Genomic DNA, 16,769 nt, shown 5'->3' with positions numbered 1-16,769 from the left:
ACAATGAGGAAAGAAGATGATCGCGGAGTTTGAATCACGCATTCTGGCATTAATTGACGATATGGTAGAGCACGCCAGTGATGATGAGCTTTTTGCCAGTGGATACCTGCGTGGCCACCTGACGTTAGCCATTGCCGAGCTGGAAAGCGTTGATGACCACTCTGTTGAGGCGGTCTATGCCAATGTGAGCCAAAGCCTGGAAAAAGCGATCGGCGCCGGCGAGCTGTCGCCGCGCGACCAGGCGTTAGTTAAAGCGATGTGGGACAATTTGTTTGCCAGGGCAAAACAATAATGCCGCAAGCCGGAAGGCGACGTTCGCCGCCTTCCGCCATTACCCTCTTATTTCACCATTTTACCCTTCAGTAGCTTCCTCACCCATAACCGATTGGGATTTAACGCCGCCAGCGTACTGGCATCCAGAGGAATAGGTTCATTGCTCATCTGTGCCGCCAGAATCTCTGCACATAATGGCGCCGAGCACAAACCACGTGATCCCAGCGCGCCGAGCATAAATAACCCGTCATATACCGGAGCAGGCGCCGCCGAGGTTTTATGATTTGCTAAATCGGCGTAGTGCGTCAGCGTAGCCTGGTAATCCGGGACATTCCCCACCATCGGCAGATGATCGCGAGTGGCGCAGCGCACGCCGCAGCGGGCGCTGTTATCGCTGACGTCAACCTCTTTGGCCCAGTCAGCATCCGGAAAACAATCAAGCAGACGCTGTCGGTTTTGGTATTGATCTTCTGCACGCCAGATGGCGCTTTCGTCCCCCCGATGATAGCTGGCGCCAATGCAATGCTGATGATTATGGGGATTCTGCGGCGTGAGATAGCCGTCATAGCACAATACCTGACGCAACGCGGAGAGAGCGGGCGTGGTGGGAATATGACTGACCTGACCGCTGACCGCATAAACCGGCAATGACCGGGTTTGATCAAAACGGTTAATCTGATGGCCATTCGCCAGAACCACGGTATCATGGCTGGCCGTTTCGCCTGACGCAAAGTGAAGTTGCCAGTGCGACTCCTGCGTAACGAGAGACGTGAGCGTATACCGAAAGCGCGTTTGTAAACCCTGTTCGGTCGCCAGGGCGAGGACGGCGCGGGTTAATTGTGCCGGACACAGCCAGCCGCCTGCCGGATAGGTAATACCGCCGCAGTGTGTGGTAACGCCAACCGCCTGTTCCACCTCTTCGGCGTTGAGCGCCGAGGCCAGTCCATCGGGTAGCGCCAGTGAAAGCATCTGAGCAATTTTCTGCTGGCTTTTCTCATCCCATCCAAGTTGCGTCACGCCGCACCAGTCATGATCAAAAGAGACGGGCAGGACGTCATACAGTCGGCGGGCAAAAGTGAACGCGGTCGGGAAAAAGCGATTAATAGCAGCGTCATGTTTGCTAAGGAGCGGATAAAGCGCACCTTGCCGATTACCGGAAGCGCCCCCGGCGGGGTTGTCGTCCGCGCAATAAAGCGTCACCTGCCAGCCGCGACGCAGTAACGCCAGTGATAACAGCGCGCTGGCGATGCCGCCGCCAACGATTGCTGTTTCACGTTTTTCGCTCCCGCTACGGTAAAACCAGGGGGTGGAAAGCGTTGGCGTGAGGGGGTGTTGCATCATGCCGCAAAGCATTTCGCGTTTACGCCCGAAGCCCTTGCGTTTTTGCATGGTAAAACCAGCTTCCTGTAATCCCCTGCGTACAAAACCCGCCGAGGTGAACGTCGCCAGTGTTGCGCCGGGCCGGGCCAGTCGCGCCATCGCGTTAAACAGGTTTTGCGTCCACATGTCCGGGTTTTTCGCCGGAGCGAAACCGTCGAGAAACCAGGCATCTACTTTCTGATTCAACGTGGCGTCCAGTTGGCCGATCAGTTCATTAATATCGCCAAACCATAAATCCAGCGTCACCCGGCCCTGATCTAACAATAACCGATGACATCCTGGGAGCGGCTGCGGCCATTGTGCCTGTAACTGCTCCGCCCAGGGGGTGAGCTCCGGCCAGTGTTGGTGCGCCAGCGCCAGGTCCTCGCGCGTTAACGGAAATTTCTCAAAGCTGACGAAATGCAGCCTTTGCAGTGTCGCCTGCGGATGCTCAGACCGAAAGCTATCAAATGCCTGCCACAGCGTCAGGAAGTTGAGCCCGGTGCCAAAACCGCTTTCCGCGACTATAAATAATGGATGTGAATGTACGGGAAATCGCTCCGCAAGACGATTGCCGCCAAGAAAAACGTAGCGTGTCTCTTCGAGTCCATTGTCATTAGAAAAATAGACATCATCAAAATCTCGGGAAACAGGTGTACCCTCAGCGTTAAATTCGAGTGTGGCGGGTTGTATGGCGTATTGTTTCACGTAAGTTACTCGTCTGACAGGCGGTATCGCGATCTTAACGATGTGTGCCTGACGGCGCAAATTTCCGTACTAAATGGCTGATCGGACTTGTTCGGCGTACAAGTGTACGCTATTGTGCCAATCGAAACTTAAAATAGTGCGAATTACAGAGGTATTGAATGAAACGTGCAGTGATTACTGGCCTGGGCATCGTTTCCAGCATCGGTAATAACCAGCAGGAAGTCCTGGCATCTCTGCGTGAAGGACGTTCAGGGATCACTTTCTCTCAGGAGCTGAAGGACGCCGGCATGCGTAGCCAGGTATGGGGCAACGTAAAACTGGATACCACTGGGCTCATTGACCGCAAAGTTGTGCGCTTTATGAGTGACGCATCCATTTATGCTTATCTGTCTATGGAGCAGGCAGTGGCTGACGCCGGTCTGGCGCCGGAAGTCTATCAGAATAACCCGCGTGTCGGCCTGATTGCAGGTTCCGGCGGCGGCTCCCCGAAATTCCAGGTCTTTGGCGCAGACGCCATGCGTAGCCCGCGTGGTCTGAAAGCCGTGGGACCTTACGTGGTTACGAAAGCAATGGCATCCGGTGTTTCCGCCTGCCTCGCAACGCCGTTTAAAATTTATGGTGTGAACTATTCCATTAGCTCCGCTTGCGCGACCTCCGCACACTGTATCGGCAATGCGGTTGAGCAGATCCAACTGGGTAAGCAGGATATTGTTTTTGCTGGCGGCGGCGAAGAGCTGTGCTGGGAAATGGCCTGTGAGTTCGACGCGATGGGCGCGCTGTCCACAAAATATAACGATACGCCTGAAAAAGCGTCCCGTACCTATGATGCGCACCGCGATGGGTTTGTGATTGCAGGCGGTGGCGGTATGGTGGTTGTCGAAGAGCTGGAGCACGCTCTGGCACGCGGTGCGCATATCTATGCGGAAATCGTCGGCTATGGTGCGACGTCTGACGGCGCCGATATGGTTGCTCCGTCAGGCGAAGGCGCGGTTCGCTGTATGCAAATGGCCATGCACGGCGTTGATACGCCGATCGATTACCTCAACTCCCACGGTACGTCCACACCAGTAGGCGATGTAAAAGAACTGGGTGCTATCCGTGAAGTGTTTGGTGATAAGAGCCCGGCCATCTCCGCGACCAAGGCCATGACTGGCCATTCGCTGGGCGCGGCAGGCGTGCAGGAAGCTATCTATTCTCTGCTGATGCTGGAGCATGGTTTTATCGCACCGAGCATTAACATTGAAGAGATGGATGAACAGGCCGTTGGTTTGAATATCGTAACCGAAACGACCGAGCGTGAACTGACCACGGTAATGTCTAACAGCTTCGGTTTCGGCGGCACTAACGCGACGCTGGTCATGCGTAAGCTAAAAGCGTAAAGCGATATATCGCGGGATAGCGGTATAATTACCCGATTAATCTACGAGGGAGCCTGTTGGTTCCCTTTTTTAATGCTTCTCATATTCTGGCGCGATTTTCGCTGACCAGACCTTTGCCTGAGTAATTGCGCCTGCATCATAAATCGGCTGTTCATAACGATTGCCTGCATCCCGAACGCGGTAAATTTTCCAGCTCCCTCTTCCCGACGCGTATAAACCTCCAGGCGAATGGGCGTCGACGCCGTCCCCAGTTGGACCTCTACTTTTTCGCCCCCGAGAAAAGGGCGCGCTTTTCCAACCCGTAACCATCGTATATCGCCATGTGACCGCTCGGGTTTCCACCAGCGTAAGGTTGAATAATGATCACATCTCCCTCTCGCGGCGTTTCATAGATGCCAATAGCGGTGAATCCGGCGCTTCTTAACATGGGGCCATAATCTTTGTCATGCCAGGTATGCCCCAGCGTGATACCGTCCGCCTGAATTGCTTTTCGGGTGAACTCCGCACACCGTCCTTGAGAATGTGAGCCCGCGTGTGCTTTGGCATAATTAATGGCCGTCCTTTTGTCCCGGCTCATAATGGCTCCTGTTAATAAACCACGTAATAATAATTACGTACTGCTTTAACAGTCTTTTGTTTGAGGGGCATGACAGCTAGTGCTATTACTATTCTCAATAAAATTAACTACATTATTTATTAATTAATGAGATTGATAAATTAAGGCTGATTTATTCAGAGTTAAAGATTACTTATCCCTGTTAGCATCATTTTTCATCTGTATATCGGCATAACGCGAAGGCCGGGGAGTTCCCTGTCTCTGTTTTCCCTCTCTATGTCCGTCATTACCTGAGCGAAAACGGGGAACCGTCAGAGACAGAAGTGGCGTCTGCACAGGAAGCAGAGCCTGGAGATATCTGGCATATGATGTTCAGGCTACTCATGCCAGAACAGCGTCAGCAAATGACCGGATTGTTTAAAGTCAAAGGGATGAAAGCCGTTTTCCCTTTTCTGTTTGATGATAAGTCGCCCTATTGATACCACGGCCTGTAATTCCGGGGTTGACAAGTTTCGCGTCTCACAGGCAGACTTCACGCTCTACATTATCCTTCTGATAATGCGTACGCGTTTAACGTTATCCAACGCACCTTAACCCTGACATTCAGGTAGAGGGGGCGTGGCATTTCCCCGCCTTACTCTGCATTCTGGAGTAATGCATGACAGCAGCAAGCCAAACACCCAACAGCTCGCCAGCGAATGTTTCGCTTTTTCGCATCGCCTTTGCGGTTTTTCTGACTTATATGACGGTCGGCCTGCCGTTACCGGTCATTCCGCTTTTTGTCCATCACGAACTGGGCTATAGCAATACGATGGTTGGGATCGCCGTGGGCATTCAGTTTTTGGCGACGGTATTGACGCGCGGCTATGCCGGACGGCTGGCGGATCAATATGGCGCTAAACGATCGGCGCTACAGGGAATGCTTGCCTGTGGGCTGGCGGGCGCCGCCTGGCTGTTGGCTGCGCTATTGCCGGTTTCCGCGCCGGTAAAATTCGCGTTACTTATTATCGGGCGTTTAATTCTCGGCTTCGGCGAAAGTCAGTTACTGACCGGCACATTAACCTGGGGGCTGGGGCTGGTGGGGCCGGCACGCTCCGGGAAGGTGATGTCGTGGAACGGAATGGCGATATACGGTGCGCTGGCCGCCGGAGCACCGCTGGGATTATTGATTCACAGTCATTTCGGTTTTGCTGCTCTGGCGGGAACAACCATGGCGTTGCCGTTGCTGGCATGGGCCTTTAACGGTACGGTGCGCAAAGTGCCCGCTCATGCAGGTGAGCGGCCATCACTGTGGAGTGTTGTCGGGCTTATCTGGCAGCCCGGGCTGGGTCTGGCGCTACAGGGCGTTGGGTTTGCTGTTATCGGCACCTTTATTTCACTTTATTTTGCCAGTAACGGTTGGGCGATGGCGGGCTTTACGTTGACGGCCTTTGGCGGCGCGTTTGTACTGATACGCGTGCTGTTTGGCTGGATGCCGGACCGCTATGGCGGTGTAAAGGTGGCAATTATCTCTTTACTGGTTGAGATGACAGGGCTGCTGCTCTTGTGGCTGGCGCCGACCGCCTGGATAGCGCTGTCAGGCGCGGCGTTGACCGGGGCCGGGTGTTCATTGATTTTCCCGGCGCTGGGCGTAGAGGTGGTAAAGCGCGTCCCTTCCCAGGTTCGCGGCACGGCGCTCGGCGGTTACGCCGCGTTTCAGGACATCTCCTACGGCGTGACCGGCCCGCTGGCGGGTATGCTGGCCACCTCATGCGGCTATCCTTCCGTCTTCCTCGCGGGAGCCATTTCCGCTGTAGCGGGCATTCTGGTGACGCTTTTATCCTTCCGGCGCGGCTAAGACACCAGCCAGAAAAGCGCCAGCACAATCATCAGCGCGATAAACAGCAGGCCAGGCCGCGCTGACAGGCTCTTCACGGTTTCTATCATCGGTGCGAATGGGCGATAGATGGGCTGTATAGAGAGCGGCTCCAGCGCATTGGTTTCGCGCTCTACGCGACGCAGGAATATATGGTTAAGTAAATCCTGTACCTGAGCGGTGGTCAGCACCGTTTGCGGCTGAATTTGATAAGTGTGCAGCGCATACTCTTTGATCGCCGTGAACTCGTCCGGCTCAAGTGGCTGTTTTAACGCAGCCTGAAGGGTATGCAGAGTGGGGGTATGCTGTAGCGACAGCGTCTGCCGCGCCTGTAGCCATGTCACCAGGTGCGTAAACTGTTTTGCCGGAATCAGTTCGCCGCTTTTCACGCCGGAAAGCTCCAGCATCGATTGCCAGATAAGTTTGCTTGACTCGCCAGTCGCAGCTGCCAGCTTCGTCACCAACTGATTTAACGTATTGTGTTCAGCAGGCAGTAATGGCCGGTCCGTTGCCGGACGTTGCTGTGGCTGCGGAATGGAAAGCTGTCCCTGTTGCAGCAGCGTCAGCACATTTTTGAGTTGGTCGGGCGTAAGTTGACTAAGGGCGGTTTGACCGTATTGCTGACGAATAAAATCGCTGACGGCCTGACGATTATTCCCTACGCCAAGCAGTTCTGTGAGTTGCGAGAGCACCTGACGGTTCGCGTGATTTTGCTGCGCTACACCCAGACGCCGGGCGAGGTTCTGCTCCGCGGCAGGGAAATGGCGCGACAGTAGCGGCGCATCATTTTTTATTCCCAGGTCGTGTTTCATTCCGGCCCACACCTCCGCGCTTTGTTGCTGGGTCAGGGAAATCAGGCGCGTGATCAGTCTTTCCAGCACCGTACGCTGTTGCATGGAAAGCGGCTGCTCGCCCACAGTGGAAAGAGGAGTTTGCCCTTCGCCTGGAGGCTGGGCGGGGGCGCCGGAGATGGGATGCATAATTAATTATCCTTTAACCATAAATCTGAGCAATGTATGCCTGGCGGCCAGATTATGGCACACTTGCCCGGTTAACTCTCGTTCTCAAACAGGTACGACAGCCGTGAAAATTCTCGTTGATGAAAATATGCCTTATGCCCGCGAATTATTTAGCCGCCTGGGCGAGGTTAAAGCGGTGCCGGGGCGTCCGATCCCCGTTGAAGAATTGAATCATGCCGATGCGTTAATGGTGCGTTCGGTGACGAAAGTGAATGAATCGCTGCTGAGCGGCAAGCCGATTAACTTCGTCGGTACTGCTACGGCAGGCACCGATCATGTGGATGAGGCATGGTTAAAGCAGGCGGGAATCGGTTTTTCAGCCGCGCCCGGCTGTAATGCCATCGCGGTGGTGGAGTATGTGTTTTCTGCGCTGTTGATGCTGGCTGAGCGTGACAGTTTTTCGTTGCGCGATCGGACCGTTGGGATTATCGGCGTGGGTAACGTCGGAAGCCGTCTGCAGGCGAGGCTTGAGGCATTGGGTATCCGTACGTTGCTGTGCGATCCTCCACGCGCCGATCGCGGGGACGAGGGCGATTTTCGCACGCTGGATGAGGTGGTGGTGCAGGCGGATGTCCTGACTTTCCACACGCCGCTCTATAAAGACGGCCCGTACAAAACGCTGCATCTGGCCGATGAGACGTTGATCCGCCGGCTGAAACCTGGTGCTATCCTCATTAACGCCTGCCGCGGCCCGGTGGTGGATAACGCCGCGTTGCTGGCGCGACTTAATGCCGGGCAGTCGCTTAGTGTGGTGCTTGATGTGTGGGAGGGCGAACCGGATCTTAACGTCGCTTTGCTGGAAGCCGTGGATATTGGCACATCGCATATTGCCGGCTATACGCTGGAAGGCAAAGCGCGTGGCACTACACAGGTCTTTGAGGCATACAGCGCGTTTATCGGTCGCGAGCAGAGTGTCGCGCTTGAGACGTTACTGCCAGCGCCTGAGTTTGGCCGTATCACCCTCCACGGTCCGCTGGATCAAGCGACGCTGAAAAGACTGGTGCATTTGGTGTATGATGTGCGCCGCGACGATGCGCCGCTGCGCAAGGTCGCCGGAATACCGGGCGAGTTCGATAAGTTGCGTAAAAACTATCTTGAGCGCCGCGAATGGTCGTCGCTGTATGTCATGTGCGATGATGCCAGCGCAGCCGCTTTATTGCAAAAGCTCGGTTTTAACGCAGTCCATCACCCGGCTCGTTAATCTCTTTTTTATCGCTCCCTGCCAGAGCGGGGAGCTTACGCTTTTCTGGAGTAAACCACCATGTCTGAAGGCTGGAATATTGCCGTTCTGGGCGCAACGGGCGCCGTAGGCGAAGCCCTGCTTGAAACACTGGCTGAACGCCAGTTCCCGGTCGGTGAAATTTATGCATTGGCGCGTCATGAAAGCGCGGGCGAGCACCTCCGTTTTGGTGGCAAGTCGGTCATTGTGCAGGATGCGGCAGACTTTGACTGGACGCAGGCACAGTTGGCATTTTTCGTCGCGGGCGCAGAGGCATCAGCAGCCTGGGTAGAAGAGGCGACCAACGCCGGTTGCCTGGTCATTGATTCCAGCGGTCTGTTCGCGCTGGAGCCTGATGTACCGTTGGTCGTGCCGGACGTGAACCCATATGTACTGGCGGATTACCGTAACCGTAATGTCATTGCGGTTGCCGATAGCCTGACCTGCCAACTGCTGGCGGCGCTCAAGCCGTTGATCGATCAAGGGGGGCTTTCACGCATCGCTGTCACCAGTATTTTGTCAGCCTCCGCGCAGGGGAAAAAAGCTGTCGATGCGCTGGCCGGGCAAAGTGCGAAGCTGCTTAATGGTATTCCAATCGATGAAGATGATTTTTTTGGCCGCCAACTGGCGTTTAATATGTTGCCGTTGCTGCCAGATCGTGAAGGAAGCGTGCGCCAGGAGCGTCGGATCGTCGATGAAGTACGTAAAATTTTGCAAGATGATGGCGTGATGATCTCCGCCAGTGTCGTGCAGTCGCCCGTGTTTTATGGCCATGCGCAGATGGTGAGCTTTGAAGCGCTTCGTCCACTGGCCGCGGAGGAGGCGCGAGAGGCATTTTCCCGTGGCGAAGATATCGTACTGTCAGAAGAAACGGATTACCCGACGCAGGTAGGCGACGCTTCCGGTAGTCCACAGCTTTCTATTGGCTGCGTGCATAATGATTACGGTATGCCGGAACAAATTCAGTTCTGGTCGGTGGCGGACAACGTTCGTTTCGGCGGCGCGCTGATGGCCGTTAAAATTGCGGAGAAGCTGGTGCAGGAGTATCTGTACTGATGTCCGGACAGCAACCATCGCCGGTCTATAAAATTGCGCTGGGTATTGAGTACGACGGCAGTAAATATTATGGCTGGCAGCGTCAGAACGAAGTGCGTAGTGTGCAGGAAAAGCTGGAAAAGGCGCTCTCACAGGTCGCGAATGAACCCATTAACGTGTTTTGCGCCGGGCGTACCGATGCCGGCGTTCACGGTACCGGGCAGGTTGTCCATTTTGAAACTACCGCCTTGCGTAAAGATGCGGCGTGGACGCTGGGCGTAAATGCGAATTTGCCTGGTGACATTGCTGTGCGTTGGGTGAAAACTGTACCAGAAGATTTTCACGCGCGCTTTAGCGCTACGGCTCGCCGTTATCGCTATATCATTTACAATCATCGGCTGCGTCCGGCGGTTTTGGCGAAAGGTGTGACGCACTATTATGAGCCGCTGGATGCAGAGCGAATGCATCGCGCGGCACAATGCTTGATTGGCGAAAATGATTTTACCTCGTTTCGCGCGGTACAGTGCCAGTCGCGCACGCCGTGGCGTAATGTGATGCACATCAACGTAACCCGTCACGGCCCGTATGTGGTGGTCGATATCAAAGCGAATGCCTTTGTTCATCATATGGTCAGGAATATTGTCGGCAGCCTGCTGGAAGTAGGCGCCCACAACCAGCCGGAGAGCTGGATCGCAGAGCTGTTAGTGGCGAAGGACAGAACGCTGGCAGCAGCAACGGCGAAGGCGGAAGGATTATATTTGGTTGCGGTAGATTACCCTGACCGGTTTGACCTTCCAAAACCGCCAATGGGCCCGCTATTTCTGGCGGACTAATCCGAATCGCATACCCGAAACGTTTCGGGTAGAAAGGCAAAGGCAACTATGGACCTGATCTATTTTATTATTGATTTTATCCTGCACATCGACGTGCATCTGGCGGAACTGGTCGCGGAGTACGGCGTTTGGGTATATGCCATTTTGTTTTTGATTCTGTTTTGTGAAACAGGTCTGGTGGTCACGCCGTTCCTGCCGGGCGACTCACTGCTGTTCGTGGCGGGGGCGCTGGCGTCGCTGGAAACCAACGATCTTAACGTGCACATCATGGTGGCGTTAATGTTGGTTGCTGCGATTGTGGGCGATGCCGTGAATTATACTATCGGGCGGCTATTTGGTGAAAAACTGTTCAGTAATCCGAATTCGAAAATTTTCCGTCGCAGCTACCTGGATAAAACCCATCAGTTCTATGAAAAGCACGGCGGCAAAACCATTATTCTTGCCCGTTTTGTGCCGATCGTCAGAACTTTTGCGCCATTTGTCGCGGGGATGGGGCACATGTCCTATCGTCATTTTGCCGCCTATAACGTGATTGGCGCGTTGTTGTGGGTACTGCTCTTTACCTACGCCGGTTATTTCTTCGGTACGATACCGTTGATTCAGGATAACCTTAAGCTGCTGATTGTCGGGATTATCGTGGTTTCTATATTACCTGGCGTCATTGAGATTGTGCGGCATAAGCGTGCAGCGTCGCGTGCCGCAAAATAGAAAGTAACTCAGCGGTTCGACCACTTTTTTATCCAAAGTTTCGGGCTGTTATGTTTTAATGTGCAACATTCATGGTCTGTTGGGGGCAAAAATGGCATTATGCGCCCCTTATAATAAAGCTGACTAAGGTTCAGGCAGAAAGGTCACCAATGAGCTGGATTGAACGAATTAAAAGCAACATTACTCCCACCCGCAAGGCAAGCATTCCTGAAGGGGTGTGGACCAAGTGTGATAGCTGCGGTCAGGTTTTATACCGCGCTGAGCTGGAACGTAATCTTGAGGTCTGTCCTAAGTGTGACCATCATATGCGCATGTCGGCGCGCAATCGCCTGCATAGCCTGTTAGATGAAGGTTCCCTTGTCGAGTTGGGCAGCGAGCTTGAGCCAAAAGACGTGCTCAAGTTCCGCGATTCTAAAAAATATAAAGACAGACTGGCGTCCGCACAGAAAGAAACCGGCGAGAAAGACGCGCTGGTGGTCATGAAAGGAACGCTTCACGGTATGCCGGTTGTCGCCGCCGCGTTTGAATTCGCGTTCATGGGCGGATCGATGGGCTCTGTCGTTGGCGCACGTTTTGTCCGTGCCGTTGAACAGGCACTGGAAGACAACTGCCCGTTAGTGTGTTTTTCCGCTTCCGGCGGGGCACGTATGCAAGAAGCGCTGATGTCGCTGATGCAGATGGCGAAAACGTCGGCGGCGCTGGCAAAAATGCAGGAGCGTGGTCTGCCCTATATTTCGGTGTTGACCGATCCGACCATGGGCGGTGTTTCCGCCAGTTTTGCGATGCTGGGCGATCTCAATATCGCGGAACCAAAAGCCCTGATTGGCTTTGCTGGTCCGCGCGTTATTGAACAAACTGTCCGTGAGAAACTCCCGCCGGGATTCCAGCGTAGTGAGTTTTTGATCGAAAAAGGGGCTATCGATATGATCGTGCGTCGCCCGGAAATGCGCCTGAAACTGGCAAGCATTCTGGCGAAGCTGATGAATCTACCTGCGCCAAACCCGGATACGCCGCGTGAAGGCGTGGTGGTGCCCCCGGCACCGGATCAGGAGTCTGAGGCCTGATAACTGAAAAGGGCAGGGCCGCAGGCTCTGCCCTTTTGCTTTTCACCGTAAAGAAGCAGCGGAATCAATGAAAAATAAATCTATACCTCAAGCTGCGTCGCCTCTGGCCTCGTGGCTTTCTTATCTGGAAAACCTGCACAGCAAGAGTATCGATTTAGGTCTTGAGCGCGTAAGCCTGGTAGCAGCACGTCTGGATGTCCTTAAACCTGCGCCGTTCGTTTTTACCGTTGCGGGCACTAACGGTAAAGGCACAACCTGCCGGACGCTGGAGTCGGTATTGATGGCGGCGGGATATCGTGTGGGCGTCTATAGCTCGCCGCATCTGGTTCGTTATACCGAGCGCGTGCGTATCCAGGGCCAGGAATTAGCGGAATCCGCGCATACCGCGTCCTTTGCGCAAATAGAAGCGGCGCGCGGCGATATTTCATTGACCTATTTTGAATATGGCACGCTGTCGGCGCTGTGGCTGTTTAAGCAGGCTAATCTTGACGTAGTGATTCTGGAAGTGGGGCTGGGCGGACGACTGGACGCCACAAACATGGTGGAGGCGGATGTAGCCGTGATCACCAGCATCGCGCTTGACCATACCGACTGGCTGGGGCCGGATCGCGAAAGTATTGGCCGTGAGAAGGCCGGTATTTTTCGTGCGGAAAAACCCGCGATTGTCGGCGAACCTGAAATGCCCGCGACCATCGCGGATGTCGCACAGGAGACCGGCGCGCTGCTGCGACGTCGTGGCGTTGACTGGCGCTATGAGGTGTCAGCGACCGATTGGTCCTTTACCGATAGCCGCGGTACGCTTATTGGATTGCCGCTGCCGCAGGTTCCCCAGCCCAATGCCGCTACGGCTCTGGCTGCGCTGCGCGCCAGCGGGTTGACTATTGACGAGCAAGCAATCCGGGATGGTATTGCGCAGGCTACCTTGCCAGGACGTTTTCAAATCGTGAGCGAGTCGCCGCGTGTTATCTTTGATGTCGCCCACAATCCCCATGCGGCGGAATATCTGACGGGGCGTCTGAAAACATTGCCAAAAAGTGGACGCGTGCTTGCAGTGATCGGTATGCTGCACGATAAAGATATCGCCGGAACGTTAGCCTGGTTGAAAAGCGTGGTTGACGACTGGTATTGTGCTCCGTTAGAAGGGCCACGCGGCGCGACGGCAGAACAACTTCTGGAACATCTGGGAAAAGGGAAGGTCTATGATAATGTCGCGCAGGCATGGCTGGCCGCTATCGATGCGGCGCGGCCAGAAGATACCGTGCTGGTGTGCGGATCGTTCCACACCGTCGCACATGTAATGGAAGTCATAGACGCGGGGAGAATCGGTGGCGAGTAAGTTTCAGAATCGTTTAGTCGGCACGATTGTGTTGGTCGCGCTGGGAGTCATTGTGCTTCCCGGTCTGCTGGACGGACAGAAAAAACATTATCAGGATGAATTTGCTGCGATTCCTTTGGTGCCGAAACCTGGCGATCGCGATGAACCAGATATGATGCCCGCGGCAACGCAGGCGCTGCCGACCCAGCCGCCGGAAGGGGCGGCTGAAGAGGTGCGGGCGGGAGATGCGGCGGCGCCGTCGCTGGACCCGTCGCGTATGACGGCCAACAATGTTGAGCTCGACCCTATGCCGGTAGAGGCGCCTAAACCGAAGCCGGTTGAAAAACCGCAGGCGCAGCCTAAGCCGCAACAGCCGGTTGTCGCCGCTTCCACGCCAACGCCAGCACCAAAACCTGTTGTCGATGATAAGCCCGCGCCGACCGGCAAAGCCTATGTTGTACAGTTGGGCGCGCTAAAAAATGCCGATAAGGTCAATGAGATAGTCGGCAAACTTCGTGCTGCCGGGTTCCGGGTTTATACTTCCCCCTCAACGCCAGTACAGGGTAAAATAACCCGTATTCTCGTCGGGCCGGATGCGTCGAAAGATAAGATGAAAGGATCGCTTGGCGAGCTCAGGCAGATTTCCGGGCTAAGCGGCGTGGTGATGGGTTATACCCCGAACTAAGGCGCGTTTTGTCTGATGGCGCTGCGTTAATCAGATCTACACATTGTGTTTTACCTTCTGTAGGTCGGGTGAAGCGTTTGCGCCGCCATCCGGCAATGCCTGATGAGGTAAAAAAAGTGATGGCGTTGAATATTTTTTCAGCGCCATTTTTATTTACGCGAGGGAAGGAAATCCCTACGCAAACGTTTTCTTTTTCTGTTAGAATGCGCCCCGAACAGGACGACAGGGCGTAAAATCGTGGGACATCTATGGTCTGGATTGATTACGCCATTATCGCGGTGATTGCTTTTTCCTGTCTGGTTAGCCTGATCCGCGGCTTTGTTCGTGAAGCGTTATCGCTGGTGACATGGGGGTGTGCTTTCTTTGTCGCCAGTCACTACTACACTTACCTGTCTGTCTGGTTTACGGGCTTTGAAGACGAACTGGTTCGTAATGGGATTGCTATCGCGGTACTGTTTATCGCGACGCTTATCGTCGGCGCTATCGTGAATTTTGTGATAGGTCAGCTGGTAGAAAAAACCGGGCTGTCGGGTACGGACAGGGTATTGGGGATCTGCTTCGGCGCGTTGCGAGGAGCATTAATTGTCGCCGCCATTTTGTTCTTCCTTGATACCTTTACCGGCCTGTCGAAAAGCGAAGACTGGAGCAAGTCACAGCTTATCCCACAGTTCAGCTTCATCATCAGATGGTTCTTTGACTATCTGCAAAGCTCGTCGAGTTTCTTGCCCAGGGCTTAAGCGTTGGGTTGTAGCTTAACGAGGAAAATGACGTATGTGCGGTATTGTCGGTATCGCCGGTGTTATGCCGGTCAACCAGTCGATTTATGACGCGTTAACAGTGCTCCAGCATCGTGGTCAGGATGCTGCCGGTATCATCACCATTGATGCGAATAACTGCTTCCGCTTGCGTAAAGCAAACGGGCTGGTGAACGATATTTTTGAAGCTCGCCATATGCAGCGTTTGCAGGGCAATATGGGGATCGGCCACGTGCGTTACCCTACCGCAGGTAGCTCCAGCGCTTCTGAAGCGCAGCCATTTTACGTCAACTCGCCATATGGCATCACGTTGGCGCATAATGGCAATCTGACGAACGCTCACGAGCTGCGTAAAAAGCTGTTTGAAGAGAAACGCCGTCACATCAACACCACTTCCGATTCCGAAATTCTGCTCAATATTTTCGCCAGCGAACTTGACAATTTCCGGCACTATCCGCTGGAAGCCGACAATATTTTTGCTGCGATTGCCGCGACTAACCGTCAAATTCGTGGCGCCTATGCGTGCGTGGCGATGATTATTGGCCACGGTATGGTGGCTTTTCGCGATCCACACGGTATTCGCCCATTAGTGCTGGGTAAGCGTGACGTTGGCGATGGTCGTACGGAGTATATGGTTGCCTCTGAAAGCGTGGCGCTGGATACCCTGGGCTTTGAGTTTCTGCGTGATGTCGCGCCGGGCGAGGCTATCTACATTACCGAAAAAGGTCAGTTGTTCACGCGCCAGTGCGCGGATAATCCGGTCAGTAACCCATGTCTGTTCGAGTACGTTTACTTTGCCCGTCCGGATTCCTTTATCGACAAGATTTCCGTCTACAGCGCTCGTGTGAACATGGGCACCAAACTGGGCGAGAAAATCGCTCGTGAATGGGAAGATCTGGACATCGACGTGGTGATCCCTATCCCGGAAACTTCCTGCGATATTGCACTGGAAATCGCCCGCATTCTCGGCAAGCCGTACCGCCAGGGATTTGTCAAAAATCGCTACGTAGGACGTACTTTTATCATGCCGGGTCAGCAGTTACGCCGGAAATCGGTGCGCCGCAAGCTCAATGCCAATCGTGCGGAGTTCCGTGATAAGAATGTTCTGCTGGTTGATGATTCTATTGTTCGCGGCACTACGTCAGAGCAGATTATTGAGATGGCCAGAGAAGCGGGTGCGAAGAAGGTTTATCTGGCGTCTGCTGCGCCGGAAATTCGTTTTCCGAACGTCTATGGCATTGATATGCCAACCGCCAATGAACTGATCGCGCATGGCCGCGAGGTGGATGAGATTCGTCAGATCATTGGCGCTGACGGGCTTATCTTTCAGGATTTAAACGATCTGATCGACGCTGTTCGTGCGGAAAATCCGGATATCCAGCAGTTTGAATGTTCGGTGTTTAATGGAGTATATGTCACCAAAGACGTAGACCAGCAATACCTCGACTTCCTGGATTCATTACGTAATGACGACGCCAAAGCGGTACTGTTCCAGAACGAAATGGAAAACCTGGAAATGCATAATGAAGGCTAATGGCTTTGCCAGCGGCGCGATGCCGCTGGCCGATTTCAATTACGCACCATGCCGCGTATTTTTGTACTTTATATTGTAATGTGGTGCGGGATACGTTAAGGCTGCGCGCAGCGGCGGCAATATTTCCCTGGTGCGTATCCAGCGTGGTTTCTATTAAATGTCTTTCGTAGTGAGCGGTGGTCTGCCTGGCATGGATAACCATAGGATGGTGCCAGTATCGTTTCCGGCAATCGGTGCGTAATAGAACGTACGCCACTGATTTGCTACGCTATCGATCGCCACTTTTCCCCCGGACGGCCCGATTTGTCATTATCGCCAACTTTGCCATTATGGTCGGACCTGGTTTAGTGAGCAGGGGGGAGTGATAATGTTGGTTGAGCTGGCTTTTATGACAGGGATTCTGGTCTCCTGGTATCTCTTCAGACCCACTTTGAGCCGATAATATGACATGATGGGATGAACGGCGCTCGTA

General features: G+C 54.1%; 15 protein-coding genes and 5 pseudogenes. 15 read left to right on the top strand and 5 right to left on the bottom strand.

What is annotated here, in order from left to right; translation table 11 throughout:
* The first annotated feature begins 16 nt into the window (after positions 1-16).
* On the top strand, positions 17-292 hold the full coding sequence (locus tag SBG_RS11090; protein WP_000559752.1) for a YfcL family protein: 276 nt from the start codon (positions 17-19) through the stop codon (positions 290-292).
* A 47-nt stretch (positions 293-339) separates the two neighbouring features.
* On the opposite strand, the gene mnmC is transcribed toward SBG_RS11090, so the two are convergent.
* On the bottom strand, positions 340-2,340 hold the full coding sequence (gene mnmC / locus SBG_RS11085) for a bifunctional tRNA (5-methylaminomethyl-2-thiouridine)(34)-methyltransferase MnmD/FAD-dependent 5-carboxymethylaminomethyl-2-thiouridine(34) oxidoreductase MnmC (protein WP_000816106.1): 2,001 nt from the start codon (positions 2,338-2,340) through the stop codon (positions 340-342).
* A gap of 158 nt (positions 2,341-2,498) precedes the next feature.
* Between mnmC and fabB the strand changes: the two genes are divergently transcribed.
* The gene (gene fabB / locus SBG_RS11080) at positions 2,499-3,719 is read left to right on the top strand and encodes a beta-ketoacyl-ACP synthase I (protein WP_000817157.1); all 1,221 of its coding nucleotides are present in this window, start codon (positions 2,499-2,501) and stop codon (positions 3,717-3,719) included.
* A 69-nt stretch (positions 3,720-3,788) separates the two neighbouring features.
* Here the strand turns inward: fabB and SBG_RS21840 are convergent.
* Positions 3,789-4,024: pseudogene (locus SBG_RS21840) on the bottom strand (DUF3828 domain-containing protein); the annotation flags it as partial.
* Positions 4,024-4,296 (bottom strand): annotated as a pseudogene (locus SBG_RS11070) (CHAP domain-containing protein); the annotation flags it as partial. The pseudogenes SBG_RS21840 and SBG_RS11070, both read right to left, overlap by 1 nt.
* Before the next feature lie 206 nt (positions 4,297-4,502).
* Here SBG_RS11070 and SBG_RS23170 point away from each other — a divergent pair.
* Both SBG_RS23170 and SBG_RS11060 read left to right on the top strand, forming a co-directional pair.
* Positions 4,503-4,754, top strand: a pseudogene (locus SBG_RS23170) (hypothetical protein); the annotation flags it as partial.
* A gap of 179 nt (positions 4,755-4,933) precedes the next feature.
* Entirely contained in the window at positions 4,934-6,112 is a 1,179-nt protein-coding gene (locus tag SBG_RS11060; protein ID WP_000123009.1) for an MFS transporter, read from the top strand.
* Here SBG_RS11060 and flk read toward each other — a convergent pair.
* Positions 6,109-7,110 (bottom strand): flagella biosynthesis regulator Flk, encoded by a 1,002-nt coding sequence (gene flk, locus SBG_RS11055; protein ID WP_000553387.1) that lies wholly within the window; start codon positions 7,108-7,110, stop codon positions 6,109-6,111. The two genes, SBG_RS11060 and flk, sit on opposite strands and share 4 nt — an antisense overlap.
* A gap of 103 nt (positions 7,111-7,213) precedes the next feature.
* Between flk and pdxB the strand changes: the two genes are divergently transcribed.
* From pdxB to purF, 10 genes are all read left to right on the top strand, one after another.
* On the top strand, positions 7,214-8,350 hold the full coding sequence (pdxB, locus tag SBG_RS11050) for a 4-phosphoerythronate dehydrogenase PdxB (protein WP_000699172.1): 1,137 nt from the start codon (positions 7,214-7,216) through the stop codon (positions 8,348-8,350).
* A 60-nt stretch (positions 8,351-8,410) separates the two neighbouring features.
* Positions 8,411-9,424 (top strand): aspartate-semialdehyde dehydrogenase, encoded by a 1,014-nt coding sequence (locus SBG_RS11045; RefSeq protein WP_001289151.1) that lies wholly within the window; start codon positions 8,411-8,413, stop codon positions 9,422-9,424.
* Positions 9,424-10,236 (top strand): tRNA pseudouridine(38-40) synthase TruA, encoded by an 813-nt coding sequence (truA, locus tag SBG_RS11040; RefSeq protein ID WP_000016625.1) that lies wholly within the window; start codon positions 9,424-9,426, stop codon positions 10,234-10,236. The genes SBG_RS11045 and truA overlap by 1 nt, the downstream gene beginning before the upstream one ends.
* A gap of 48 nt (positions 10,237-10,284) precedes the next feature.
* Complete coding sequence (locus SBG_RS11035) at positions 10,285-10,944, top strand: DedA family protein (RefSeq protein WP_000364313.1); 660 nt, start codon at positions 10,285-10,287, stop codon at positions 10,942-10,944.
* Positions 10,945-11,093: 149 nt separating this feature from the next.
* Positions 11,094-12,008: an acetyl-CoA carboxylase, carboxyltransferase subunit beta gene (gene accD, locus SBG_RS11030; protein ID WP_000118388.1), complete on the top strand. Its 915-nt coding sequence runs from the start codon at positions 11,094-11,096 to the stop codon at positions 12,006-12,008.
* 67 nt (positions 12,009-12,075) lie between these two features.
* Positions 12,076-13,344: a bifunctional tetrahydrofolate synthase/dihydrofolate synthase gene (folC, locus tag SBG_RS11025; protein ID WP_000792266.1), complete on the top strand. Its 1,269-nt coding sequence runs from the start codon at positions 12,076-12,078 to the stop codon at positions 13,342-13,344.
* Positions 13,334-14,008, top strand: a complete 675-nt coding sequence (gene dedD, locus SBG_RS11020; RefSeq protein WP_000157044.1) for a cell division protein DedD — start codon at positions 13,334-13,336, stop codon at positions 14,006-14,008. The genes folC and dedD overlap by 11 nt, the downstream gene beginning before the upstream one ends.
* A gap of 8 nt (positions 14,009-14,016) precedes the next feature.
* The gene (locus tag SBG_RS22615; protein WP_141024926.1) at positions 14,017-14,241 is read left to right on the top strand and encodes a hypothetical protein; all 225 of its coding nucleotides are present in this window, start codon (positions 14,017-14,019) and stop codon (positions 14,239-14,241) included.
* A gap of 15 nt (positions 14,242-14,256) precedes the next feature.
* Positions 14,257-14,745, top strand: coding sequence for a colicin V production protein (gene cvpA / locus SBG_RS11015; RefSeq protein ID WP_000262101.1), 489 nt, complete (start codon positions 14,257-14,259; stop codon positions 14,743-14,745).
* A 34-nt stretch (positions 14,746-14,779) separates the two neighbouring features.
* A complete protein-coding gene (purF, locus tag SBG_RS11010) occupies positions 14,780-16,297 on the top strand; it encodes an amidophosphoribosyltransferase (RefSeq protein ID WP_000334203.1) in 1,518 nt (505 codons plus the stop codon).
* Positions 16,298-16,349: 52 nt separating this feature from the next.
* Here the strand turns inward: purF and SBG_RS21835 are convergent.
* Positions 16,350-16,472, bottom strand: a pseudogene (locus SBG_RS21835) (helix-turn-helix domain-containing protein); the annotation flags it as partial.
* Position 16,473: 1 nt separating this feature from the next.
* Between SBG_RS21835 and SBG_RS21830 the strand changes: the two are divergent.
* A pseudogene (locus tag SBG_RS21830) lies at positions 16,474-16,739 on the top strand (amino acid permease); the annotation flags it as partial.
* Positions 16,740-16,769: the final 30 nt, after the last annotated feature.

It is taken from the genome of Salmonella bongori NCTC 12419 (assembly GCF_000252995.1).
Taxonomy (GTDB): domain Bacteria; phylum Pseudomonadota; class Gammaproteobacteria; order Enterobacterales; family Enterobacteriaceae; genus Salmonella; species Salmonella bongori.
This window is presented reverse-complemented; position numbering and strand designations above follow the sequence as displayed.